At 63.1% G+C, this 24465-nt stretch carries 22 protein-coding genes; 8 read left to right on the top strand and 14 right to left on the bottom strand.

The window, feature by feature from the left end; translation table 11 throughout:
• Nucleotides 1-44: 44 nt before the first annotated feature.
• The 10 genes from V6M89_RS01105 to V6M89_RS01060 all read right to left on the bottom strand — a co-directional run bounded on the left by V6M89_RS01105 (nucleotide 45) and on the right by V6M89_RS01060 (nucleotide 14283).
• Nucleotides 45-1415: a tetratricopeptide repeat protein gene (locus V6M89_RS01105; RefSeq protein ID WP_332851424.1), complete on the bottom strand. Its 1371-nt coding sequence runs from the start codon at nucleotides 1413-1415 to the stop codon at nucleotides 45-47.
• Nucleotides 1416-1419: 4 nt separating this feature from the next.
• A complete protein-coding gene (locus tag V6M89_RS01100) occupies nucleotides 1420-3093 on the bottom strand; it encodes a putative bifunctional diguanylate cyclase/phosphodiesterase (protein WP_332851423.1) in 1674 nt (557 codons plus the stop codon).
• A gap of 83 nt (nucleotides 3094-3176) precedes the next feature.
• A complete protein-coding gene (locus V6M89_RS01095) occupies nucleotides 3177-4412 on the bottom strand; it encodes a Zn-dependent hydrolase (RefSeq protein ID WP_332851560.1) in 1236 nt (411 codons plus the stop codon).
• Nucleotides 4413-4519: 107 nt separating this feature from the next.
• On the bottom strand, nucleotides 4520-5914 hold the full coding sequence (hydA, locus tag V6M89_RS01090) for a dihydropyrimidinase (RefSeq protein WP_116993309.1): 1395 nt from the start codon (nucleotides 5912-5914) through the stop codon (nucleotides 4520-4522).
• Nucleotides 5915-5933: 19 nt separating this feature from the next.
• Nucleotides 5934-7415, bottom strand: a complete 1482-nt coding sequence (locus tag V6M89_RS01085; protein WP_332851422.1) for an NCS1 family nucleobase:cation symporter-1 — start codon at nucleotides 7413-7415, stop codon at nucleotides 5934-5936.
• A gap of 114 nt (nucleotides 7416-7529) precedes the next feature.
• On the bottom strand, nucleotides 7530-8825 hold the full coding sequence (preA, locus tag V6M89_RS01080) for an NAD-dependent dihydropyrimidine dehydrogenase subunit PreA (protein ID WP_332851421.1): 1296 nt from the start codon (nucleotides 8823-8825) through the stop codon (nucleotides 7530-7532).
• Complete coding sequence (locus V6M89_RS01075; RefSeq protein WP_332851420.1) at nucleotides 8825-10195, bottom strand: NAD(P)-dependent oxidoreductase; 1371 nt, start codon at nucleotides 10193-10195, stop codon at nucleotides 8825-8827. Before V6M89_RS01075 ends, preA begins: the two co-directional genes overlap by 1 nt.
• 27 nt (nucleotides 10196-10222) lie before the next feature.
• Nucleotides 10223-11725 carry a CoA-acylating methylmalonate-semialdehyde dehydrogenase gene (locus V6M89_RS01070; RefSeq protein WP_332851419.1) on the bottom strand — a complete coding sequence of 501 codons (1503 nt, stop codon included), beginning with the start codon at nucleotides 11723-11725 and terminating at the stop codon, nucleotides 10223-10225.
• Between the two features lie 22 nt (nucleotides 11726-11747).
• Nucleotides 11748-12863, bottom strand: a complete 1116-nt coding sequence (ald, locus tag V6M89_RS01065) for an alanine dehydrogenase (RefSeq protein WP_332851418.1) — start codon at nucleotides 12861-12863, stop codon at nucleotides 11748-11750.
• Between the two features lie 103 nt (nucleotides 12864-12966).
• Nucleotides 12967-14283: an aspartate aminotransferase family protein gene (locus V6M89_RS01060; RefSeq protein ID WP_332851417.1), complete on the bottom strand. Its 1317-nt coding sequence runs from the start codon at nucleotides 14281-14283 to the stop codon at nucleotides 12967-12969.
• Between the two features lie 214 nt (nucleotides 14284-14497).
• Between V6M89_RS01060 and V6M89_RS01055 the strand changes: the two genes are divergently transcribed.
• Nucleotides 14498-15973, top strand: coding sequence for an aminotransferase-like domain-containing protein (locus tag V6M89_RS01055; protein WP_332851416.1), 1476 nt, complete (start codon nucleotides 14498-14500; stop codon nucleotides 15971-15973).
• On the top strand, nucleotides 15955-16635 hold the full coding sequence (locus V6M89_RS01050; protein ID WP_332851415.1) for a TetR/AcrR family transcriptional regulator: 681 nt from the start codon (nucleotides 15955-15957) through the stop codon (nucleotides 16633-16635). The genes V6M89_RS01055 and V6M89_RS01050 overlap by 19 nt, the downstream gene beginning before the upstream one ends.
• On the opposite strand, the gene V6M89_RS01045 is transcribed toward V6M89_RS01050, so the two are convergent.
• Nucleotides 16598-17482 (bottom strand): choice-of-anchor A family protein, encoded by an 885-nt coding sequence (locus V6M89_RS01045; RefSeq protein WP_332851414.1) that lies wholly within the window; start codon nucleotides 17480-17482, stop codon nucleotides 16598-16600. The genes V6M89_RS01050 and V6M89_RS01045 overlap by 38 nt on opposite strands.
• Nucleotides 17483-17709: 227 nt before the next feature.
• Between V6M89_RS01045 and V6M89_RS01040 the strand changes: the two genes are divergently transcribed.
• The 6 genes from V6M89_RS01040 (at nucleotide 17710) to V6M89_RS01015 (ending at nucleotide 21327) form a co-directional block, all read left to right on the top strand.
• Nucleotides 17710-18282, top strand: coding sequence for a GNAT family N-acetyltransferase (locus V6M89_RS01040; RefSeq protein ID WP_332851413.1), 573 nt, complete (start codon nucleotides 17710-17712; stop codon nucleotides 18280-18282).
• A 129-nt stretch (nucleotides 18283-18411) separates the two neighbouring features.
• Nucleotides 18412-18678 (top strand): hypothetical protein, encoded by a 267-nt coding sequence (locus V6M89_RS01035; protein ID WP_332851412.1) that lies wholly within the window; start codon nucleotides 18412-18414, stop codon nucleotides 18676-18678.
• Nucleotides 18675-19604 (top strand): sensor histidine kinase, encoded by a 930-nt coding sequence (locus V6M89_RS01030; protein ID WP_332851411.1) that lies wholly within the window; start codon nucleotides 18675-18677, stop codon nucleotides 19602-19604. Before V6M89_RS01035 ends, V6M89_RS01030 begins: the two co-directional genes overlap by 4 nt.
• Complete coding sequence (locus tag V6M89_RS01025) at nucleotides 19601-20386, top strand: LytR/AlgR family response regulator transcription factor (protein ID WP_332851410.1); 786 nt, start codon at nucleotides 19601-19603, stop codon at nucleotides 20384-20386. Before V6M89_RS01030 ends, V6M89_RS01025 begins: the two co-directional genes overlap by 4 nt.
• A gap of 118 nt (nucleotides 20387-20504) precedes the next feature.
• Nucleotides 20505-20930, top strand: a complete 426-nt coding sequence (locus V6M89_RS01020; protein ID WP_332851409.1) for a VOC family protein — start codon at nucleotides 20505-20507, stop codon at nucleotides 20928-20930.
• Between the two features lie 10 nt (nucleotides 20931-20940).
• A complete protein-coding gene (locus V6M89_RS01015) occupies nucleotides 20941-21327 on the top strand; it encodes a VOC family protein (RefSeq protein ID WP_332851408.1) in 387 nt (128 codons plus the stop codon).
• Between the two features lie 4 nt (nucleotides 21328-21331).
• Here the strand turns inward: V6M89_RS01015 and V6M89_RS01010 are convergent, their stop codons facing one another.
• The 3 genes from V6M89_RS01010 to deoA form a co-directional block, all read right to left on the bottom strand.
• Complete coding sequence (locus V6M89_RS01010) at nucleotides 21332-22552, bottom strand: nucleoside deaminase (protein ID WP_332851407.1); 1221 nt, start codon at nucleotides 22550-22552, stop codon at nucleotides 21332-21334.
• 4 nt (nucleotides 22553-22556) lie between these two features.
• The gene (locus V6M89_RS01005) at nucleotides 22557-22964 is read right to left on the bottom strand and encodes a cytidine deaminase (protein ID WP_116992527.1); all 408 of its coding nucleotides are present in this window, start codon (nucleotides 22962-22964) and stop codon (nucleotides 22557-22559) included.
• Between the two features lie 107 nt (nucleotides 22965-23071).
• On the bottom strand, nucleotides 23072-24394 hold the full coding sequence (gene deoA, locus V6M89_RS01000; RefSeq protein WP_332851406.1) for a thymidine phosphorylase: 1323 nt from the start codon (nucleotides 24392-24394) through the stop codon (nucleotides 23072-23074).
• Nucleotides 24395-24465 lie beyond the last annotated feature (71 nt).

The following is a 24465-nucleotide window of genomic DNA, read 5'->3' as shown; positions in this document are numbered from 1 at the left end:
GAGCGGAGGACGAGTCAACATCTTTCAGCGAGGCGCCGCCACAGTTAATCGCCGCGCAACAGGGCCAGTTCACGCCTGACGGCGTCGATCACCGGCACCCAGTCGCCGGCTGCGGATTGGCGGAACAGGCGCATGGCCGGATACCACGGCGTATCGCTACGTCCGGCCAGCCAGCGCCAGTCGCAGCGATAATCCGGCAGCAGCACCCAGCACAGCTTGCCCAGGGCGCCCGCCAGATGAGCTACCGCCGTATCCACGCTGATCACCAGATCGAGGTTGGCGATGACCGCTGCGGTGTCGGCAAAGTCGTGCAGTTGCGGGCCGGCTGCGTACAACGGCATGCCGGCGGGCGGATTCAGTGCCTCGTCCTCGCCCTGGCCTTTTTGCAGGCTGATGAAATGTACGGATCCGGCGGCGGCCAGTGACGCCAGTGGCGCCAACGTCGCCAACGATGGCAGCGAACGATCGGCATCGTTCTCGAAATCCGGGTTGCCCTTCCAAGCCAGTCCAACCCGCAAGCCTTGCCGCGGCAGGCGGCCGGCCCAAAGCCGCACCAGTTCCGGCTCCGCTGCCAGGTAGGGAGTCGCGGCCTGCATGGCGGACAGGCTGACGCCAAGCGTGGCGGCCAGGCGCATCGGATGCGTCCAGTAGTCCCAGTGCTCATCCGGGATCGGGTCGCCCAAGGCGTACAGACGGTCGACGCCCTCCAGCGTGGCGAACAGGCGCTTCAACGGCACATGGCAGATCACGGCGACACGCGACGCTCCCCGCGCCTTCAGCTGCGCGGCGTAGCGGCAGAAGTGGATCATGTCGCCCTGCCCCGCCTCCAGCACGATCATCACCGATTTGCCATGCAAAGGCTCACCGTCCCAGCGGGGGCAGGCGAAGGTATGCGCCAACGAATCGAACTGCCAGCGCGCCTCCAGCAAAGGCAGGCCTTCCTCAAAGCGCCCTTGCCGCAGCAGCACGTAGGCCAAATTGAAGCGCGTCCGCGCATGCTCCGGGTCCAACGCCAGCGCGCGGCGGTAGCATAGTTCGGCCTCCTGCTCGCGCTTTACGCAGGCCAGCAACACGCCCAGCTGACTCCACGCGGATGGGGATTCCGGCGCCAGATCCAGCGCGATGCGTGCCGCAGCTTCCGATTCTTCGAAGCGCTTCGCCTTCAGCAGCACCACACCCAGATTCTGGTAAAGCTGTGCATGATCGGGCATCAGCGCGATCGCCTGGAGATAGTGGAATTCCGCCTCCGCGAGCGCGCCCTGCTGCTCCTTCAGATAACCGAGATTGGCGCGCGCGGCGCCGTGCATGGGCTCCAGCATCAGGGCCTGCAAAAAGCAGTCCTCCGCTGCGGCAAAATCGCCGGCGGCCATGCGGTGATTTCCATCGAGGTAGGCTTGCTGTGGATCCGAATGCATCAATCTATAGGCCTGCGATGAGTGTCAACAGCTCCGGCCCGGGCAGCGGCTTGCTGAATAAATAACCTTGATAATACTGACAGCCTTCGGCGATGACAAAGTTGAGCTGCTCCTGCGTCTCCACACCCTCGGCCAGTACAGACATGTTCAGCGCCTTGCCCAGCGAGACGATGATGCGGACGATCGCGGCGCCGCTATCTTCCTTGACCGCGCTCCAGATGAAGGAGCGGTCGATCTTCAACTGGTCCAACGGCAGCCGGTGCAGATAGGACAGCGACGAATAGCCGGTGCCGAAATCGTCCAGCGCGAAGCTGACGCCGGCGGCGCGCAGCTGCTGCATCTTCCCTACCGTTCCCTCGACATCCTTTAACAGCAGGCTTTCCGTCAGTTCCAGCCGCAGCCTGTCGGCGCGGGCGCCAGTCTGCGCCAGCACCTCCAGCACATGTTCGACGAAGTCCGGCCGGTGGAATTGCGAAGCGCTGACGTTGACCGCGATTTCCATCCCGGCCGTGCGCGCATCGACGGCCCATTGCGCCAGCCGGCTGCATGCTTCGCGCATCACCCAGCGCCCCAGCGGCAGGATCAGGTTCGACTCCTCAGCAACCGGGATGAATTCGGCCGGCGGCACCAGGCCACGCTGCGGATGCTTCCAGCGCACCAGCGCCTCGGCGCCGGCCATGGTTCCTTCCATGCCCATCAGCGGCTGGTAGTACAGCACGAATTCATCATTGCCCAGTGCACGCCGCATGTCGGCTTCCAGAGCGGCCCGTGAGCTGACGCGCGCCTGCATCGCCGGATCGAAGAACGAGACGGTGTTGCGTCCCGCCGCCTTGGACTGGTACATGGCCAGGTCGGCGCGTTTCAGCACATCGTCCACGCCACTGCAGGCGCCGCTGAACACCGTGATGCCGATGCTGGGCGTGCTGTATTGCTCTATTCCCTCGATATCGAACGGCTCGGCGAAGGCATGGACGATCTTGAGCGCCATGTCCTGCGCCGCCCTGGCGACGTCGTTCTCGGTGGTGCCCAAATCCTCCAGCAGCACGATAAACTCGTCACCGCCGAAACGGGCCACCGTATCGCATTCGCGCACTGCGGCGCTCAGGCGGGCTGCGACCAGCTGCAACAACATGTCGCCCTTGTCGTGGCCGCGCGTATCGTTGATGGTCTTGAAGTTATCCAGGTCGATGAACAGCATGGCGCCCAGATGGCCCAGCGACAGCGCATGGCCGGCTCGATCCAGCAGCAGTTGGCGGTTGGGAAGGCCGGTGAGCTTGTCGTAAAAGGCCATGCTGTGGATCTGCGCCTCGATGGCCTTGCGCTCGCTGATGTCGCGGAAGTAGATCGTCACGCCCTCTTGCGACGGATAGGCGCGGATCTCGGTCCACAGATTGAGCGGCGCGTAATGCTCCTCGAACGCCACCAGGCTGTTGGTCTCCATCGCTTGGTGGTAGGCGCGGTAGTACGGGCCGTCGACCGCCTCGGGGAACACCGACCATACGTTCTTGCCCATCACTTCCAGGCGTTGCACTTGCAGCAGCCGCTCCGCATTGCCGTTCATGTAACGGATATTCCAACTGCGGTCCAGCATCAGGACCGCATCGGAGATGCTTTCCAGCGTGGCCGTCAGGCAGGCTGTTTCCAGCGCCGTCGCGTGGGATTGGGGTGGTTCTTGCATGTTGAAAGCCGGGAGAGCCCTGATCCGTTCTTGTGGTCCGAGTAGGCCACTACGGGTCAGTATGCCCTCCGGCCGGGCGGCGGTCAAACGATACGGGCGCGCTCCAGCATCGCATGCAACAGAACGTTGCAGCCTGCTTCCAGGTGTTCAGACTTGGCGTCCTCGATTTCATTGTGGCTGATGCCATCCTTGCAAGGGACGAAGATCATGCCGGCCGGCGCCAGCCGCGCGGCGTAGATCGCATCGTGGCCGGCGCCGGAGACCACGTCCATCGTCGAATATCCCAGCTTGGCGGTGGCGTTGCGCACCGCATCCACGCACTCCGGATGGAAAGGGCATGGCGGGTAGTAGGACACGCGCTCGATCGAAATCTTCAAGCCGGTCTCGGTGCGGGTCTTGTCGATAAACGCCAACATCTCCTCATGCATGGTGTTGAGCAGTTCATCGTTCACGTTGCGCAGGTCGATGCTGAACTTGACCTCACCGGGTATCACGTTGCGGCTGTTCGGGAACACCTGCACCATGCCCACCGTGCCGCGTCCATATGGTGGATAGCGGTTGGCGATGGCGACCACTTCCTGCATGATCCTGGTCGACACCTGCAACGCGTCCTTGCGCAGGCCCATAGGCGTTGGGCCGGCGTGGGCTTCCATGCCGGTCACCACGCAGTCGTACCAGGACAGGCCCATCACCGCCGGCACCACGCCGATCACCTTGTCGGCGTCTTCCAGCACCGGGCCTTGTTCGATATGGGTTTCGAAGTAGGCGCCGATCGGATGGTCACCCGGCACCTGATCGCCCTTGTAGCCGATGCGCGCCAGTTCCTCGCCGACCGTCTTGCCTTCGGTGTCCTTGGCGGCGTAGGCAGTCTCCAGGCTGAAGGCGCCGCAGAACACGCCGGACCCCATCATCACAGGCACGAAGCGCGAGCCTTCCTCATTGGTCCAGAAGGCGACTTCGATCGGCGCTTCGGTCTTGATCTTCAAGTCGTTCAGCGTGCGCACCACTTCCAGGCCCGCCAGCACGCCGTAGTTGCCGTCGAATTTGCCGCCGGTAGGTTGGGTGTCGATATGGCTGCCGGTCATCACAGGCGGCAGCGCGTTGTTGGTGCCGTCGCGGCGCATGAAGACATTGCCGATCTGGTCGACCGTGACCGACATGCCGGCCTGCTTGCCCCAACCTACCACCAGGTCGCGGCCCTGCTTGTCCAGGTCCGTCAAGGCCAGGCGCTTGACGCCGCCCTTGGCGGTGGCGCCGATTTGGGCCAGTTCCATCAGCGCCGCCCACAGGCGGTCGCCATTGATGCGCATTTCGTTCATCATCAATCTCCAGTAGATCCGTCATTCCCGCGCAGGCGGGAATCCATGCTGAGCGGGCACGCCGCTGACCTATGGATTCCCGCTTTCGCGGGAATGACGAGGTAATTTCAACGCGCCGACGTCGGCTTGAACGACGGACGGTCGATATGGCGGCCCGCCCCCTCCACCGCCATCAGCACGCCGCGATGGAACACGACGTTACCTGCGGCCAGCGTAGTGCTCGGGATGCCGCGCACGGTGCGGCCTTCGAATACATTGAACCCGCCCTTGGCGAACTGCGTCAGCGACGAAATGGTGCGGCTGCCTTCCGGGTCCCAGACCACGATGTCGGCGTCGGCGCCGACGGCGATCACGCCCTTGCGCGGATACATGTTGAAAATTTGCGCAGCGTTGGTCGATGTCACCTTAACGAACTCCGACGGCGTCAGCAAACCGCTGTTGACGCCCGCATCCCACACCACGGACATGCGGTCTTCCACGCCGCCGCAGCCGTTCGGGATCTTGGTGAAGTCGTCCTTGCCGGCGGCCTTCTGCTCGGCGCAGAAGGTGCAGTGGTCGGTCGCGGTGGTGTGCAGGTTGCCGCCCTGCAGACCATGCCACAACGCGGCCTGGTGATGCTTGCTGCGGAACGGAGGGCTCATCACATGGCCTGCCGCGAAGTCCAGGTCCTCGCTCTGGTACACGCTGTCGTCGATGACCAGGTGGCCGGCCAGCGCCTCGCCGTACACGCGCTGGCCGTTGGCACGGGCACGCGTGATGGCGTCCAGCGATTCGGCGCAGGAAACGTGCACGATGTACACCGGCGTGTTGAGCACATTGGCGATCGCGATGGCGCGGTTGGCCGCTTCCGCCTCCACCGCCGGTGGACGCGACAGCGGATGCGCGCTCGGTCCGGTCATGCCCTTCTTTAACAGATCCTGCTGCAACTGATAAACCAGCTCGCCGTTCTCGGCGTGCACGGTCGGAATCGCACCCAGCTCCAGCGAACGGCGGAAGCTTTTCACCAAGGTCTCGTCGTCGGCCATGATGGCGTTCTTGTACGCCATGAAATGCTTGAAGCTGTTGACGCCATGATCGCGCACCAGGATGCCCATGTCGCGGTGCACCGTCTCGTCCCACCAGGTGATCGCCACGTGGAAGGTGTAGTCGCCGGCGGCCTTCTGCGCCCAGCCGCGCCATTGGTGATAAGCCTCGATCAGGTTCTGCTTCGGCGCCGGGATCACAAAGTCCATGATGGTGGTGGTGCCGCCGGCCAGGCCGGCCGCCGTGCCGGTGTAGAAATCGTCCTGCGTGACAGTGCCCATGAAGGGCAGGTTCATATGGGTGTGGGTATCTATCCCGCCCGGCATGACGTACTGGCCGCTGGCGTCGATCACCTTGGCCGATGCCGGCGCATCGAGGTTATCGCCGACGGCGACGATCTTGTCGCCATAGCAGAGCACATCGGCACGAAAAGCCCGGTCGGCATTGACGACAGTGCCGCCACGGATGATAGTTGTCATGGACATCTCCTGAATCTCTTTAGGGGTGAGCTGCCCGGATCGCGGGCACCGCTTTGCCCTTCATCATAACCCCATACACCAGCGCGGAAATAGCGATTCCCACAAACCAGGCGTAGGTATAAATCGTTTTAAAGACGGGCGCCACATCGGGGAAGGACGCCGGGAAAGCGGCATTGAGGAAGCCTGGGATATTCGGCAGTACGCCGATCACAAACGCCACCAGCGCGGCCATGTTCCAGCCGTTGCCATATGAGTACTGGCCGTCTTCGCGATACAGTTCGCCGACATTCAATTCGGTCTTGCGCACCATGTAGTAGTCGACGATCAGGATGCCGGCGATAGGCCCCAGCAGCGCCGAGTAGCCGATCAACCAGGTGAAGATATAGCCTTGCGTGGATTCGAGTATCTTCCATGGCATCATCAAGATCGCGATACCGGCCGTGATGTAGCCACCGACCTTGTACGAGATCTGCTTCGGCGCCAGCGACGAAAAATCGTAGGCCGGGCCGACCAGGTTGGCCGCCAGGTTGACGGACACGGTATCGATCAACAGTATCAACAGCGCGATCAGCACGGCGGCGCCGGTCATGCGGCTGGCCAAATCGACCGGATCCCAGATCGCCTTGCCGTACAAGACCACGGTGGCCGAGGTGACGATCACCGCCATCATCGCCAGCAAGCCCATAGGCACAGGCAGGCCGACCGACTGGCCCAGCACCTGGTCGCGCTGCGATTTGGCGAAGCGGGTGAAGTCGGGAATGTTCAACGCCAGCGTGGCCCAGAAGCCGACCATCGCCGTCAGCGAAGGCCAGAACACGGACCAGAACTGGCCGGCCTTCTTGCCGCCCGCGACAAATTGCGAAGGCGCCGACAACAGGTCACCGAAGCCGCCGGCCTTGTTGTAGACCCAGCCAAGCAGCACGAAGCAGATCAGGATCTTCAGCGGTGCGGTATAGGTTTCCAGTTTGCGGATCGCGTCCATGCCGTGCACGATGTACCAGAACTGGATGCCCCAGAAAGCCAGGAAGCACAGCAGCTGTCCGCCGTTGATGCCGAGGCCCGCGATCTTGTCGCCGCCGATATCGCCGCCCAGCATCACGCCGAGCAGCGTGTAGATCATCTGGCCGCCGAACCAGGTCTGGATGCCGTACCAGCCGCAAGCGACGATGGCGCGCATCAGCGCCGGCAAGCGCGCGCCGGCGGTGCCGAACGACGAGCGGGCCAGCACCGCATACGGAATGCCGTACTTGGTGCCGGCGTGGCCAATCAACAGCATCGGCAGCAGAACGATAGCGTTCGCGAGGAACACCGTCAGCACGGCCTGGTAGCCGGACATGCCGCCTTCAATCAAACTGGCGGACAGCGTGTAGGCCGGTATGCACATCACCATGCCGACCCACAGTGCGGCGAAGTGATACCAGCGCCAGGTGCGTTGCGCCTCCGTTGTCGGGGCCAGGTCTTCGTTCCAGAGTTGCGTGCTGCCAGAGAGTTCTTTGCTCACGGGGCTTTCTCCAAAGGTTGATGTGTCCTTTTGTCGCTGCAAGTTCCATACCTAACCCGCACTGCGGCGCCAGGGGTCCGACCCAATGGGTCAGACCCCATCGGGGTGGGGTTGCTACGCTGTTTCCGTCACCTTGATGTTCTCCGCGCGCGGGTTGCGCGGGTCCTGCGTCCAGTTCATGTATGGCTTGCCTGTATTCTGCGGCACCATCGTGATGCAGCCCTGCACCGGGCAGGTGATTTCACACAGGTTGCAGCCCACGCATTCTTCCTTGATGACCTCATACGTGCGCACGCCGCTGGCCGCGTCGATCAGCTGCGCGATCGACTGGTGCGACGTGTCTTCGCACGCCACGTAACAGCGGCCGCATTTGATGCAGTCGTCCTGGTTGATCTGCGCGATCACCTGGTAGTTCATGTCCAGGTATTTCCAGTCCGTCGTATTCGGCACGGCCTTGCCGACGAATTCGCTGATGCTCTTGTAGCCCTTCTCGTCCATCCAGCGCGACAGGCCGTCCTTCATCTCTTCGACGATGCGGAAGCCGTGCAGCATGGCGGCGGTGCAGACCTGCACGCAGCCCGCCCCCAGCGCCATGAACTCCGCCGCATCGCGCCAGTTGCCGATGCCGCCGATGCCGGAGATCGGCAAGCCTTTGGTCTGCGGATCGCGCGCGATCTCGGCCACCATGTTCAGCGCGATCGGCTTGACGGCCGAACCGCAGTAGCCGCCGTGCGTGCTGGCGCCGCCGACGATCGGGAAGGCCACCATCTGGTCCAGGTCCAGGTGGGTGATCGAGTTGATGGTGTTGATCAGCGAGACCGCATCGGCGCCGCCGGCCTTGGCGGCGCGCGCCGGAGCGCGCACGTCGGTGATGTTGGGCGTCAGCTTGACGATGACCGGCAGCTTGGAGTGCGTCTTGCACCAGCGCGTGACCATCTCCACGTATTCGGGAACCTGGCCGACAGCGGCGCCCATGCCGCGCTCCGGCATGCCGTGCGGGCAGCCGAAGTTAAGCTCGATGCCGTCTGCGCCGGTGGATTCCACCAGTGGCAGGATATCGGCCCACAGCTTCTCTTCGCACGGCAGCATCAGCGACACGATGATGACGCGGTCCGGCCAGTCCTTCTTCACCTGTGTGATCTCTTGCAGGTTGATTTCCAGCGAACGGTCGGTAATCAGCTCGATGTTGTTGAAGCCGAGGACTTCGCGGTTCTTGCCGTAGTGCGCCGAGTAGCGCGACGACACGTTGACTGCGGCCGGATCTTCGCCCAGCGTTTTCCACACCACGCCGCCCCAACCCGCCTCGAATGCGCGCACCACGTTGTAGGCCTTGTCGGTCGGCGGCGCGGAGGCCAGCCAGAACGGATTGATGGACTTGATGCCGCAGAATTCTATGCTCAGGTCAGCCATTATGCAGCCTCCTTCATACCGTTAATGTCTTGATGAATGGCGTGTGCCGCCAGTTTTCCGTGCTGTACCGCCTGCACGGTCAGGTCCTGTCCGGGCGCCACACAGTCGCCGCCGGCGTAGATACGCGGCAGGACTGTGCGGAACTGATCATCGACGTGGATTTTGTCACCGTCGCGTTTCAGCGTTTTCGCCAGTGGATCACTGATGCTCTTTTCGTCCATGCTCTGGCCGATGGCTTTGAAGATCGCGTCGGCCGCGATCTCGAAAGTCTCACCGGTGCCAGCCAGACGGCCGTTGGTGATTGCGGTTTTCTCGAAGCGCATGCCGCGCACGCGGCCCGCTTCGTCCAGCAGCACTTGCTGCGGCTGGGCCCAGGTGCGCATGCGGACCTGGTTTTCTTTCGCAATGTGTTGTTCGTGTTCGGTGGCGCTCATCGCGTCGAAGCCGCGGCGGTACACCAGCGTGACCTCTTCCGCGCCGAGGCGCTGGATCTGCACCGCCATATCGATCGCGGTGTTGCCGGCGCCGATGACGATGGCGCGCGCGGGCAGCGGCAGCTTGCTCAGGTCATCGGCCTGGCGCAGCGCGGCGATGTAGTCGACGGCGGCCAGCAGGCCGGGCGCGTCCTCGCCGGTCAGGCCCAGCTGCTTGCTGGCGCCCAGGCCCAGGCCGAGGAACACGGCGCTGTATTGCGCGTGCAGGTCTTTCAGCTGCACGTTGCCGCCCAGTGTCTGGCCATGCTTGATTTCGATGCCGCCGATTTGCAGCAGGAAGTCGACTTCCTTCTGCGCGAAGTTATCGGTCAGCTTGTACTTGGCGATGCCGTATTCATTCAGGCCGCCGGATTTTTCTTTCGCCTCGTAGATCACCACGTCGTTGCCCAGCATCGCCAGGCGGTGCGCGCACGACAGGCCCGCTGGACCTGCGCCGACCACGGCGATCTTCTTGCCGGTCGATGCGGCGCGCGCGAATGGATGCTCGGTGAGCGTCATGTTGTCGATCGCGTAGCGCTGCAGCAGCCCGATTTTTACAGGCTGGCCTTCGGCATCGTGATTGCGCACGCAGGCGTCTTCGCACAGGATCTCGGTCGGACAGACGCGCGAACAGCTGCCGCCCAGGATGTTCTGCTTGAGGATGCCGACCGCCGCGCCGTTGATGTTTTCGTCGTGGATATTGCGGATGAAACTGGCGACGTCGATTTCGGACGGGCAGATGCGCGTGCACGGCGCGTCGTAGCAATACAGGCAGCGCGAACTTTCGATCGCGGCCTGGCGCGCGTTCAGCGCGGGTGCCAGGTCAGTGAAGTGTTCCGCCAGTGTGGCATTGGCTTCCTTCGGCTGGGGCATGTATTTGAGAGATTCGATCATCATACGATTTCCTGGCTGAGATTTTGTTATTTACTTCATCTGAGGGAATGCAAATTCTGCGCCAGCGCTTGCGGTGTTCGGCCAGCGCTGCATCACTGCCTTGTGGCGCGTATAGAAACGCACGCCTTCGGGACCGTAAGCGTGATGGTCGCCGAACAGGCTGCGCTTCCATCCGCCGAAACTGTTGAAGGCCATCGGCACCGGCAGCGGCACGTTCACACCCACCATGCCGACCTGGATCTGGCGCACGAACTCGCGCGCCACGCCGCCATCGCGCGTGTAGATCGCCACACCGTTGCCGTACTCGTTACGGTTAATCAGCTCCACCGCGCTGCCCACGTCCGGAGAACGCAGCATGCACAGCACAGGACCGAAAATCTCTTCCTTGTAAATCGTCATATCCGGCGTGACGTGATCGAACAAGGTACCGCCGATGAAGAAGCCGTTCTCACGACCCGCCACAACGTGGTTGCGTCCATCGACCACCAGTTTCGCGCCCTGCTCCACGCCCTCGCCGATCAAGCGCTCTATGCGCTGCTTGGCCGCGCTGGAAACCACAGGCCCCATCTCGGCATCCGACGCCATACCGTCGCGCACTTTCAGTGCAGCGGTGCGCTTTGCCAGTGCATCGACGATCTTGTCGCCCGCATCGCCAACCGCCACCACCACGGAGATCGCCATGCAGCGCTCACCGGCCGAACCGTAGGCCGCGCCCATCAGCGCATCGACCGTCATCTCCATGTCCGCATCCGGCATGACGACCATGTGGTTCTTGGCGCCGCCCAAAGCCTGCACGCGCTTGCCCGCAGCACAGCCGCGCGAGTAGATGTATTCGGCGATCGGCGTCGAGCCGACGAAGCTCACCGCCTGCACCACCGGATGATCGAGCAAGGCATCGACGGTCACCTTGTCGCCTTGGATGACATTGAACACGCCGTCCGGCAAACCGGCTTCCTTCAGCAGCCGCGCATGCAACAGCGACGGCGACGGATCGCGCTCGGAAGGCTTGAGAATAAAGGTGTTCCCGCATGCGATGGCAACCGGGAACATCCACATCGGCACCATCACCGGGAAGTTAAACGGCGTGATGCCGGCCACCACACCCAGCGCCTGGCGCATCGACCAGGCGTCGATGCCGCGCGAGATCTGGTCGGTGAATTCGCCTTTCAACAGTTGCGGAATGCCGACCGCGAATTCCACCATCTCGATACCGCGCGCCACTTCGCCTTGCGCATCGGCGAAGGTTTTGCCGTGTTCACGCGTCAGCATCGCCGCGAATTCGTCGGTGTGCTGCTGACACAGTTGCAGGTATTTGAACAGAACACGGGCGCGCGTCAGCGGCGGCGTGGCGGACCATGCCGGGAAAGCTTTTTCCGCTGCGCGCACGGCGGCATCGACTTCTTCCGTCGTACCCAGGGCGACCCTGGCCACCGGTTCGCCCAGCGCGGGATTGAATACGTCCGCATAGCGGCCGCTTTGCGTATCGACTTTTACGCCGTTGATGTAATGGGTGATGGTGTCCAAGTTGCTCATGATCTTCTTTCAAATTTCGGCATCAGCCCAGCAGGCTGTCCGGGTCTACATAGGTATAGCCAAGGCCGTGCGCCACCGCTTCGTAGGTGACGTGGCCGAGACAGACATTCAAACCGTTTTTCAAATGCGGATTGGCTTTCAGCGCTTTCTGCCAGCCCTTGTCGGCCAGCGCTACCGCGTGGCCGATGGTTGCGTTATTCAGTGCGAAGGTCGACGTGCGGGCGACCGCGCCCGGCATGTTGGCCACGCAGTAGTGGATCACGCCGTCGACCACGTAGGTCGGCTTTTCGTGCGTGGTGGCGTGCGAGGTTTCGAAGCAGCCGCCCTGGTCGATGGCGACGTCCACCACCACCGCGCCCGGCTTCATGCGCGCGATCATGTCCTTGGTCACCAGCTTGGGCGCGGCCGCACCGGGCACCAGCACGCCGCCGATCACCAGGTCCGCATCGAGCACCGCTTCCTCGATCGAGTGCGCGTTCGAATACATGGTCGAGATGCGGTTGCCGTAGATCAGGTCCAGCTGGCGCAGGCGGTCGATGTTCTTGTCCAAAATCGTCACACGCGCGCCGATGCCGACCGCCATCTGCAAGGCATTGGTGCCGACCACGCCGGCGCCGATGATGGCGATGTGGCCCGGCGCCACGCCCGGCACGCCGCCCAGCAACAGGCCCATGCCTCCCTTGGATTTCTCCAGATGCGCGGCGCCGGCCTGTATCGACATGCGCCCCGCCACTTCGCTCATCGGCGCCAGCAGCGGCAAGCCGCCGTTGGCGCCGGTGATGGTTTCGTAGGCGATGCAGACCGCGCCCGATTCCACCAGCGCCTTGGTTTGCTCCGGGTCCGGCGCCAGGTGCAGATAGGTGTACAGGATCTGCCCCTTGCGCAGCATCGCGCATTCTTCCGGCTGCGGTTCCTTTACTTTGACGATCATCTCGGCGCGAGCGAAGATTTCGGCCGCCGCTTCGATGATGGTGGCGCCGGCGCCTTCATACATCGCATCGGTCAGACCGATGGCGACGCCGGCATTTTTCTGCACAAGTACTTGATGGCCACGCAATACGAGTTCCTTCACGCTGGCCGGGGTAAGGCCAACGCGGGACTCCTGGTTTTTGATCTCTTTTGGGACGCCTACCAGCATGGTGTTCTCCTCGTTATCCGCCACCACCGTCGCTCCCGCGAAAGCGGGAGTCCATGCTGAATATGCTCAGCATGGGTCCCCGCTTGCGCGAGGACGACGGCGGTCAGGCTAGGTTTTTAAGTACAGTCGTCAGTTTTCCAAACAATTCATCGATGTGCTTCTTCTCCAGGACTAACGGTGGCGACAGGGCGATGATGTCGCCGGTGGTGCGTATCAAGACGCCGTCGGCAAAGGCCTGCTTGAAGGCGGCGAAGGCGCGCGCGCCCGGCTTGCCGGCGATAGGCGCCAGCTCGATGCCGGCGATCAGACCGATGGTGCGGATGTCGATCACGTGCGGCAGCCCTTTGAGCGAGTGCACCGCGTCGGCCCAGTATTCGGCCATGCCGGCGGCGTGTTCGAGGATCTTCTGTTCCTTGAACACTTCCAGCGTCGCCAGCGAGGCGGCGCAGGCGACCGGATGGCCCGAGTAGGTGTAGCCGTGGAACAGCTCAATGCCGGCCGGCGCTTCCATGAAGGTGTCGTGGATGAATTTTTTGCTGAACACCGCGCCCATCGGAATCACGCCGTTGGTCAGGCCTTTGGCGGTGGTCATCATGTCCGGCTCGACGTCGAAGTAGTCGGCCGCGAAAGGCGTCGTCAGCCGGCCGAAGCCCGTGATGACTTCATCGAAGATCAGCAGGATGCCGTGCTTGGTGCACAGCTCGCGCAGGCGCTTCAGATACCCCTTCGGCGGTATCAGCACGCCGGTGGAACCGGCCACCGGCTCGACGATCACGGCGGCGATGGTCGATGCGTCATGCAGCGCGACGATGCGTTCCAGTTCGTCGGCCAGCTCGGTGCCGTATTCCGGTTCGCCGCGGGTGTAGGCGTTCTTCTCCAGGTTATGCGTGTGCGGCAGGTGATCGACGCCGGGCAGCATCACGCCATACGGCTTGCGGTTGCCGGCGATGCCGCCCACCGAGATGCCGCCGAAGCCGACGCCGTGGTAGCCGCGTTCGCGGCCGATCAGGCGGGTGCGGCTCGCTTCACCGCGCGCCTTGTGATACGCCAGCGCGATCTTCAGCGCGGTGTCCACCGCTTCCGAACCGGAGTTGGTGTAGAACACGTGGCCGAATTTGTGGTTGGTGTACTCCATCAGCTTTTCAGCCAGGTCGAATGCGGCCGGGTGGCCCATCTGGAAGGTCGGCGCGAAATCGAGCTGGCCCACCATCTCGCGCACGGCGGCGACGATCTTCGGCTGTGCGTGGCCGCACGGCACGCACCACAGGCCGGCGGTGCCGTCCAGGATGCTGTTGCCGTCGACGTCCTTGTAGTACATGCCTTCCGCCGACACCAGCAGGCGCGGATGGGCTTTGAAATCGCGGTTGTTCGTGAAGGGCATCCAGAAGGACGCCATCGATTCAGGTCTGGATTCGTTCATGCTCATCTCCTGGAATAACAGTCTGCTCGCAGTTTGCTTACAATCGTGTGGATTTTTTTGACGAACCGTAAAAAAATTTACCAGTTGGCAAAATGATGATGCAATAATAGACAGCGCAACAACTATGGCACAGATACACAAATATCAAAACTGCCCAACCGTACTGGCAACAAAAACACTACAGTTTTGCTTTACGCTTTAAGTGGAGTCAAGGATGGAGCTAGCGAATCCTGCGATCGATCAAGCCGACTGCCCGCCCGGAGCGGTGGGCTGGCCCGTGCTCGCCATAGAGCGCAGCAAGAAGGGCAGCCTGGTCGACCAGATCGTCTCGGCCATCAGCGCGATGGTGGGCCGCAGGGAGTTGCGCATCGGAACGAAAATGCCTTCGGTGCGGCAATTTGCGAAGTGTAATGGCATCAGTACCTTTACAGTTGTCGAATCCTATGACCGTCTGGTGACACTGGGGCTGTTGTCATCGCGCCGCGGCTCCGGCTATTTCGTGGCGCGCCAGGACGTTCCCGCGACCTTGCTGCCTTCCACCTTGCAAGCCACGCCGACCGCCATCGACGCCCTCACCCCCGACCTGTATTCCGGCACCTCGGACGCGCTGGCCGTGGGCGCCGGCTGGCTGCCGCCCGAGTGGTATGGCGAGGACACCATCCTCGATGCCGTGCGCCACGCGATGCGCATACCCGCCAACCGGCTGCGCGGCTATGGTCATCCGCTGGGTTTCCCGTCGCTGCGCCAGCAGCTGGCGTCCACCTTGAGCGACGAGCTGTTCCCGGTCGAACCCGAGCAGGTGCTGCTGACCCACGGCGCCACCCACGCCTTCGACCTGATCCTGCGCACGCTGACCAAACCGGGCGACACCGTGTTCGTCGAAGATCCCGGCTACAGCAACCTGCTGTCGCTGATACGCCACCACGGCTGCGTGCCGGTCGGCATTCCGCGCGGCGAGCATGGCCTCGATTTCGACACGCTGGCGAAGCAGGCCGCGCAAACCCAGCCCAAGCTCATGTTCGTCAACACGGTGCTGCAAAATCCGCTGGGCACCTCGCTCAGCGTGGCGCAGGCGCACCGTCTGCTGGGCCTGGCCGAGCAGTTCGATTTCTGGCTGGTGGAGGACGACATCTACCGCGAACTGGCGCCGCGCGGCGAAGCCTCGCTGGCGGCGATGGACGGCCTGCGGCGCGTGATCCGCGTCGGCAGCTTCTCCAAGACCTTGTCGCCGGTGCTGCGCGTGGGCTCGATCTGCGCCTCGGCTTCGCTGATCCCCGAGCTGCTGCGGGTGAAGATGCTGGCCGGCCTGACCACCTCCGAAATCAACGAGCGCGCCGTCTACCACGCCATCACCGCGCGGCCCTACAAGCGCATGGTGGACAAGCTGGCCACCCAGCTGGAAGCGGGCCGCGAACGCGCCATCGACAGCCTGCGCGGCGTCGGCATGGAGCCGCTGGCCAGGCCGCGCGGCGGCATGTTCGTCAGCGCCGGCTGGAGCGAAGCGCCCAGCGCCGACTGGAACGGCAAGATCATCGCCGACCTGGCGCTCAAATCCGGCATCCTGCTGTCGCCGTGCGATTTCTTCATGTTGCGCGCGCCGGAATCGATCTGGTTCCGCTTCAACGTAGCCTACACCGACCACCCTCAACTCCTGACCTTCCTGAGACTCACATGCCGACAGCAAAACTGAATGCCGAGCCAGCGCCGAAGATCAAGCGGCGCGTTCTCAATCGCGACAAACTGGAAGCCGACATCGCCGCCGAGGCGGTGCGGGTGTTCGCCGAATGCGGCTACGAAGGCACCTCGATCGCCACCGTGGCGGAGAACGCCGGCCTGTCGAAGCAAAACCTGATGTACTACTTCCCCACCAAGCAGGCGCTGTACCAGCGCGTGCTGGACGAGGTATTGGACGAGTGGCTGGAGCGGATGGAAAACCTGGCCGCCGGCGACCAGGACCCGCGCGACGTGCTGCGTACCTACGTGCAGGCCAAGCTGAAGTTCTCGCGCGAGCAGCCGTGGGCGTCGCGCGTGTATGCGATGGAAGTGATCAGCGGCGCGCAGATGTACGGCGCGCAGATCCAGAACCGCGTGGTGCCGCTGGTGCGCAAGGATATCGAGGTGTTCGAGAAGTGGATCAGCGAGGGGAAGATTGCGCCGATCAATGCGACGCACCTGCTGTTCGCCATCTGGGCGATGACGCAGTCCTATGCGGACTTTTCGGCGCAGATGGCGCTGGTGTTGAACCGCAAGCAGCTCACCAGGAAAGACTTCGACGATGCCGAGAAGGTCATCGTCGATATGGTGCTGTCGGCGATCAGCGTGCCGCAGTCTGCTTGCGACGGCGCGCCGTAAAGCCCACCAGGCCCAGGCCCGCCAGCAGCATGGCGTAGGTTTCCGGTTCCGGCACCGCGCTGACGTAGCCCCGGACGTCGACCGACTTGAAGAAGTGGTTGGCATTGATCTGCACCGACGAGCTCCACGAATCGACGATCACATTGCCGTTGATCACGCCGCTGCCGCCGTTGATACTGGCCAGTGGCGCCAGGATGCTGCCGGTCAGGCCGGTATGGATGCCCAGGTCGGTCGCCTCGTAGAAGTTGAACAGCACGTTGTAGTTCTCGAAGCCCTGGTAGCCGCCGTTGAAGCTGCCCTTGTCGCCGCTGACGTTCAGGATCAGCGTGGAGCCGGCGCTCAGGTTGCTGAAGTTGAAGTAGGTGACTTTCGACAGCGTCTTGGCGTCGATATCGATCACTTCCACACCCTTCTTGCTGCCGGCGATGTTCAGGCCGCCCCACTGCTCGGTGGCGGTGCCGGTGGTGGAGAGCTTGGACAGCGAGGTCGAAGTGGCCGTCAGCTGGCCGGCCAGCGCAGTCATGTTGACGGGCGCGGTGCCGGTCTTGATTTTCGAGTACACATCGACGCTCTGGGTCAGGCTGGCTTGGCCGCCGACAAAGGTGTCGCCGTTCTTGATCGAGCCGCTGGTGAATTTCAGGTTGCGGCCGGCGATCAGCGAATAGCTGCCGTAAGCGTCGACATTGTTGGCGTTGACCGAGTAATTGGCCAGCTGGACATCGCGGCCGGCCATGATGGAGCCTTCGACGTCGGAGCTAGGCGCCTTGAAATCGGTGAAGGAGAATACATTGGCGCCATGCAGCCCCAGATCCAGCACGGCAGCCTGCGCGCTACCCAGGGTAGCCATTGCAAGAACGACAGCAGAAACAGCGGTTTTCGTGACAGCGACCATGAACAATTCCTTGATAGCAATTTAAATTACTTCAAGGATATCATGGTTCATTAATGAGTGAAACCATTTTAAGTTTATTTTGCGGCGGCGCAGCATCACTCCAGCCGATAAGAATATTAAAAAAACACGCCTCCTTGAAAGTCCGCTAAGCTGGCAGACCGTCTATCAACTTAAGAACCAGCATGCCCAGCTTCGAACCCGTCCAGCTACAGACCGCCCGCCTGACCCTGCGCTTCGTCGACCACGGCGATGCCGATGCGCTGTTCCGCCTGTTCTCCGATCCCGTCGCGCTGCGCTACTGGAGCAGCGGCCCGTGGCTGCACCCCGCCCAGGCCGTCGACAACATCGAGCAAACCCTCAAGGGCTACCAGGACGGCAGCTCACTGCGCCTGGCGGTGGTGCTGCCGGATGGCGAACTGATCGGCACCGTCACACTGTATGAGTTCGACCGCCGCAACCATCGCTGCGACATCGGCTACATGCTGGCGCAGCCGCACTGGGGCAAGCGCTACATGCAGGAAGCGCTGGCCGCACTGATAGCCTATGGCTTCGGCCCGCTGGAACTGCACCGCATCGAAGCCGATATCCATCCCGACAACATTGCCTCCGGCCGCATCCTGGAAGGCCTGCACTTCCAGCGCGAAGGCTTGCTGCGCGAGCGCTGGTTCGTCAGCGGCGAAATCTCGGACAGCGTGATCTACGGCCTGCTGCGCAGCGACTGGGATCGTGCAACGGTCATTACGCAGCAGCACTGATTTGGCCGCCGCTTATCCTCTGGAATAACCGGCCATCCCGCTCAAACCGCAGTTGATCGGAATCCGCAACAGCGCGCTTGAGGGCTTTGCTACAGTGATTCCATCGCAACGATTTTGATGGAGTTCCAAATGAGTAAATTGAACAGCCAGGCCGTGATGGATCTGATGGAAGAAATCTTCCGCGCCTTCGCGCAGACCGTGCGCTACGGCGTGCGGCTGGTGCAGCGCATGTCGCCGCCCGCGCTGCTGGGCGCCGCGCTGATCCTGGCCTTCATCATGACCATCCTGCCGCTGGCGATGGTGCTGTTCGCCTTCTTCCTGGTGCTGAAGATCGCGGTCGGCGCCTGCGTGGTCGGCGGCCGCCGCCAGCGTCGCCGCCAGGAGCATCAGCAATGAAAAAACGAGGGCTGGCCAAGGCCGGCTACGACAACGCCAAAAGCCTGCTCGACATCATCCGCGAGATCGGCGAAACGGCCACCAGCATGTGGTGGCGTTTCTTCGACTGGCTGGCGCAGGTGGAATGGCGCAAGCTGATGATGGTGTGGCTGCTGTTGCTGCTGTTCGGCCTGACGCCGTTCGGCCTGCCCAAGCAGACCGCCGCCTTCATCGCGCTGTCGCTGGGCCTGAAGGTGCTGGCCGGCGGCAAGCGCAAGGCCGAGATCGAAGCGCGCGACGCCACCAGCCACGCCGACGAGGAAGGCATGGAACGGCGCCTGGTCGAGGCGCGCATGGCGGCCTTGCAGGCGCAGGTCGAGCCGCACTTCCTGTTCAACACGCTCGCGCTGATCGGCCAGCTGATCGAGACCGATCCGCCGCAGGCCGCGCGCATCCACCAGAACCTGATCGACTACCTGCGCGCCACCTTGCCGCAGATGAGGGCCAAAGGCAGCGGCACGCTGGGCCGGCAGATCGAGATGTCGCGCGCCTACCTGGCCATCATGCAAGCGCGCATGGGCGCGCGGCTGGCGGTGTCGGTCGACGTGCCGCCGGAAATGCTGAGCGCCACCTTCCCCGTGATGATGCTGCAGATCCTGATCGAGAACGCCATCAAGCACGGCCTGGAGCCGAAAATCGAAGGCGGCCGCATCGACATCCGCGCCAGCGTCGACGGCGCCATGCTGCAAGTGGACGTGCTGGACGACGGCATCGGTTTCAACGTCCATGCCGGCGACGGCATCGGCCTGGCCAATGTGCGGGAACGCTTGCGCATCCTGTACGGCAACCGCGCGCAACTGGTGATCGAAGCGCCGCTGACCGGCGGCACCCGCGCCACCGTCCGCATCCCGTATGCGCCGGATATTTTCGCTGGGAGTTTCAAATGAATATCGCCACACCGGGCGGCCAACGCCGCGCCACCGCGCTGATCGCCGACGACGAGGAACCGATGCGCCGCCAGCTGCGCGCGCGCCTGCTGGAAGCGTGGCCGGGACTGGAGATCGTCGCCGAGGCGGCCAATGGCATCGAGGCCGTGGCGCTGGCCGGCCAGTACCAGCCGGACATCGTGTTCCTCGACATCCGCATGCCCGGCCTGTCCGGCATCGAGGCGGCGCGCATGCTGTTCAACCGCTGCCACCTGGTGTTCGTCACGGCCTACGATCAATACGCGATCGAGGCCTTCGAACAGGGCGCGCTGGATTATCTGCTGAAGCCGGCCGGAGGGGAGCGCCTGAAGACCACCTGCGCGCGCCTGCAATCGCTGATCGGCCAGCAGCCGTCCAACATCGAGCGGCAGCTGAGCCAGTTGTTGTCCAGCCAGAGCAAGCCGGCCGCCAGGCCGGACTACCTGCGCTGGATCCAGGCGGTGGTCGGCAGCAACCTGCGCATGATCAGCACGCGAGAAGTGCTGTTCTTCCGCGCCGACGAAAAGTACACGCGGGTACAGACCGCGCAAGCGGAAGTGCTGATACGCAAAACGCTGAAGGAGCTGGCCGACGAACTGGACCCGGACGAATTCTGGCGCATCCACCGCTCGACGCTGGTGCGGGTCGATGCCATCGAAGAAGTCACGCGCGACTTGCGCGGACGCCAGATGGTGAAGATCCGCAACTTCGACGAACAGCTGGAAGTCAGCCGCGGCAATGCCCATTTATTCCAGCAAATGTAATCTCCGTCTGATCGTTATCAATATATACTTTCTTGCATCGTTCCGGCGCATCAGGCCGCCGAACGGATGGGGGTAAATATTGATCGAATCTGTTCCAGACCACGACAGGGAGAAAACAATGTCCAGCATACCCAAGCAAACCCGCAGCAACGTCATTCCATGCATGCGCTACCGCGACGCGCCAGCCGCCATCGACTGGCTGTGCACCACTTTCGGCTTTGAAGCGACGCTGGTGGTGCCGAACGAAGACGGCAGCATCGCCCACGCGCAACTCAGTTTCGGCAACGGCATGATCATGCTCGGTTCAGTGTTCGACACCGAGTTCGGCCGCCTGATGAAGCAGCCTTCCGAGATCGGCCAGTTCAACACGCAGAGTTCCTACCTGGTCGTCAACGACGCCGACAAGGTGTACGACAACGTGAAGCAGGCCGGCGGCGAGTTCCTGCTCGAAATCAAGGATGAGGACTACGGCGGACGCGGCTTCACCTGCCGCGACCCCGAGGGCCACATCTGGAGCATCGGCACTTACGATCCAGCAGATTAAGGAGCAGACCATGGGACGTCCGGTACATTTTGAAATCCAGGCCAGCCAACCGCAGGTGCTGATCGATTTTTACGGCACGCTGTTCGGCTGGAGTTTCAACAAGTGGGAAGGCGGCGAATACTGGCTGATCGACACAGGCGATCCAGCGCAGCGCGGCATCAACGGCGGCCTGCTGCCGCGCCAGGGGCCGGTGCCCGCGGCGATGCAGAGCGTGAACGCCTTCGTCTGCACGGTCGATGTCGAAAATCTCGACGACACGCTGGCGCAGGTGGCGGCGCTGAAGGCGGAAGTGGTGGTGCCGAAGATGCCCATCCCCGGCATCGGCTGGCTGGCCTACGCCAAGGACCTCGACGGCAACATCTTCGGCATGATGCAGGCCGACGCCAAGGCGGCGTAGCGCTTCAGGCCAGCGCTGCGATCAGGTCCTGATCGGCGACTTGCGTGGGGCGGATGCGGATGATGTTGCGATACAGCGGCGGCATGGCGGCGCATAGCGCTGCCAGTTCGGCTTCCGGCATGCCCGGCAGTACGTACTGAAACTGCGTTGGATTTTTCAGCGGCAGCGGCCCTTCCATCGTCGAGCCGTAGGCGCCCAGGTTCATGAAGCTGATGGCGCCGCGGTCCGGCCCTTGGGCGAAGACGAAGGTGCCGTCCTTGGGATGGCCCAGATACTGGCGCACTTCGTCCTGCTGTGCCGGCGTGGCGCCGGCCATCAGCTTGTAGCGCAGCTGCGCGTAGGCGCGCGTGGTTTCCATGAAGGCGCTGCGGATGCCCGACTGCGACATCCGGCCCGGCATGCATAGCAGCAGATTGCCGAACGAATCCAGCAAGGCCACCGCATCCCCTGCCCCGCCGTGTTCGCGGTCGCGCGCCATCGCTTGCAGCAGGAACGGCGCCAGGCCGGCGTCCGGATGCTGCGGCGTGCAGCGGTAGGCCAGCGCGTCCGGATACAACTGCCGCAGCGCGTGCACGATCGCGTGGTCGGGTGCCAGCGTCATCGGGCATTTCAATTGTTGTTGCGGCAGATCGGTGTTGAACAGCTCCGTCACCTCGCCGGCCGTGGCCTCGAACACCAATGAGCACAAGGCCTGCGTCGGTTCCGAGATGGTTTTACCGATGAAGAAGGACTTCGGCGCAGCGCCCGAACTGGCGCGCGTGTACAGCGACGAGCCGAGGATGGCCGGGTAGCTGAACGTCGCCTCGGCTTGAGGCCGCAGCGCTTCCGGCAGCGCATTGAAGGTGGCGCTGGCGTCGTAGTTGACGCCCGCGCTTTTGTCCGGCGCGGCCACCACCACATTGAAGCCACCCGCCAGGATCGCGCCGCTGCACATGCAGCAGGGATCGAGCGAGGTGACGATGGTGATGTCCTGCGGTTCCGGCAGCTCGCGACCCTTGGCGCGTTCGGCGTAGTACCAGTCAATCAACTGGCGCTCGCCGTGCGCGGTCGGGTCAAAGATCAGCCCCTGCTTGATGACGTTGTTGTGCAGCGACTGCAGCACGTTGCCGTGCTGGTCGAGCATCAAACCGCCGACACCAAAGGTGCCCTGCGTTTTGGCGGCAATAGCCTCCGACGCCGCGATTGCGACGGCAGCCTGCACATCGATTGTCTTCTTGAAGGCCAAGGTCTTATTTCTTCTTCAGGTCGGCGCCGCCGAAGGCGTTCGGCAGTTGTTCGGCTGCGGTGGTTTCATAGATGTCGCCTTTGAGGTTGGTCAGCAGCACAGGCAGCTCGTTACCGCCCAACTCCAGGATCACCTGACGGCAAGCGCCGCACGGTGCGATAGGACCATCGGTCTCACCGATGACAACCAGCTGCGCGAAATCGCCCGGTTTGTAGCCGTGCGCGAAAGCGCTGAACAAGGCGGTGCGCTCGGCGCAGTTGCACAAGCCGTAGGACGCGTTTTCCACGTTACAGCCGTGGAAAACCTTGCCGTCATTGGTCAGCAGCGCTGCGCCGACCTTGAAGTTGGAGTACGGCGTGTAAGCCTTCAGGCGCGCGGCCGTGGCTTCGACGATCAATTCTTGTTTGTTCATGTCAGTTCCCTTTGAGCCGTCATTCCCGCGAAGGCGGGAATCCATGCCGAGCGCGCGTTCAGGCGTTCTATGGATTCCCGCCTTCGCGGGAATGACAATGCTATGCGTTATGGACGGATCGTGCGGTAGATGACCGGGTTCGCGGCCGGCGCAGCGCCGGCGATCTGGTAGGCCGCCTGGATTTCGCGGATCGCCTGCTCGGCGGCTCCCTGCGTGCGCGCGTGCACCATCGCCAGCGGCTGGCCGGCTTCGATCTTGTCGCCAAGGCCAACCAGATCGGTCAGGCCGACGGCGAAATCGATCGGATCGGCAGCGCGGCGACGGCCACCGCCCAGGCTCACCACGGCCAGGCCGATATCGCGGCAGTTGGCGGTGGCGGCGTAGCCGGAAACCAGCGCAGGCGCCGGCACGATGATAGGCGAACGCTCCAGGTACTTGTCAGGATTGTCCATCAGGTCGGCCGGGCCGCCCAGCGCGACCACCATGCGCGAGAAGCGCTCGGCGGCTTCGCCGCTGTCCAGCGACGCTTGCAGCTTGGCGCGCGCGTCTTCTTCGGTGGCGGCCAGTTTGCCCAGCACCAGCATCTCGGCGCACAGCGCCATCGTCACTTCGTGCAGGCGCGCCGGACGCGATTTTCCGGTCAGGTAATCCATCGCGCCGCGTACTTCCAGCGCGTTGCCGGCGTATGGCGCCAGCGATTCGTTCATGTCGGTCAGGATGGCCGAGGTCATCATGCCGGCGCCGTTGCCGACCTTGACGATGCTGTCCGCCAGCTCGACCGACTTGTCGTAGGTCGGCATGAAGGCGCCGCTGCCCGTTTTCACGTCCATGACCAGCGCGTCCAGGCCCGCCGACAGCTTCTTCGACAGGATGGAGCCGGTGATCATGGCGACCGATTCCACGGTGGCGGTCACGTCACGCACGCCGTAGAAGATCTTGTCCGAAGGCGCCAGCGATGCGGTCTGGCCGATGATGGCGACGCCGACTTCCTTGACCACTTTGCGGAACAGCTCATTGGTCGGCACGGTGCTGTAGCCGGGGATGGAGTCGAACTTGTCCAGCGTACCGCCGGTGTGGCCCAGGCCACGGCCGGAGATCATCGGCACGAAGCCGCCGCAGGCTGCGACCATGGGGCCGAGCAGCAGCGAGACCACGTCGCCGACGCCGCCGGTCGAGTGCTTGTCGACCACCGGGCCTGGCAGGTCCAGCGAGCGCCAGTCCAGCACTTCGCCGGAATCGCGCATCGCCAGCGTGAAGGCGACGCGTTCGTCCATGTTCATGTCGTTGAAGTAGACCGCCATCGCCAGCGCGGCGATCTGGCCTTCGGTGACGCGGTTCGAGGTGATGCCGCCGACGAAGAACTGGATCTCTTCAGCGCTCAGGACGCCGCCGTCGCGCTTTTTGCGAATGATCTCTTGAGGTAAAAACATGGAATTCTCCACTTGGGTAAATTGATAACGCCGCAGTGGAATTCGCGGCACCTGCGAACCCCGCACTGCGG

The sequence above is a fragment of the Duganella sp. S19_KUP01_CR8 genome (assembly GCF_036688705.1).
Classification (GTDB): Bacteria; Pseudomonadota; Gammaproteobacteria; order Burkholderiales; family Burkholderiaceae_D; genus Rugamonas.
Note: the sequence above shows the minus strand (reverse complement) of the source record. Positions and strands in the feature narration are given on the sequence as shown.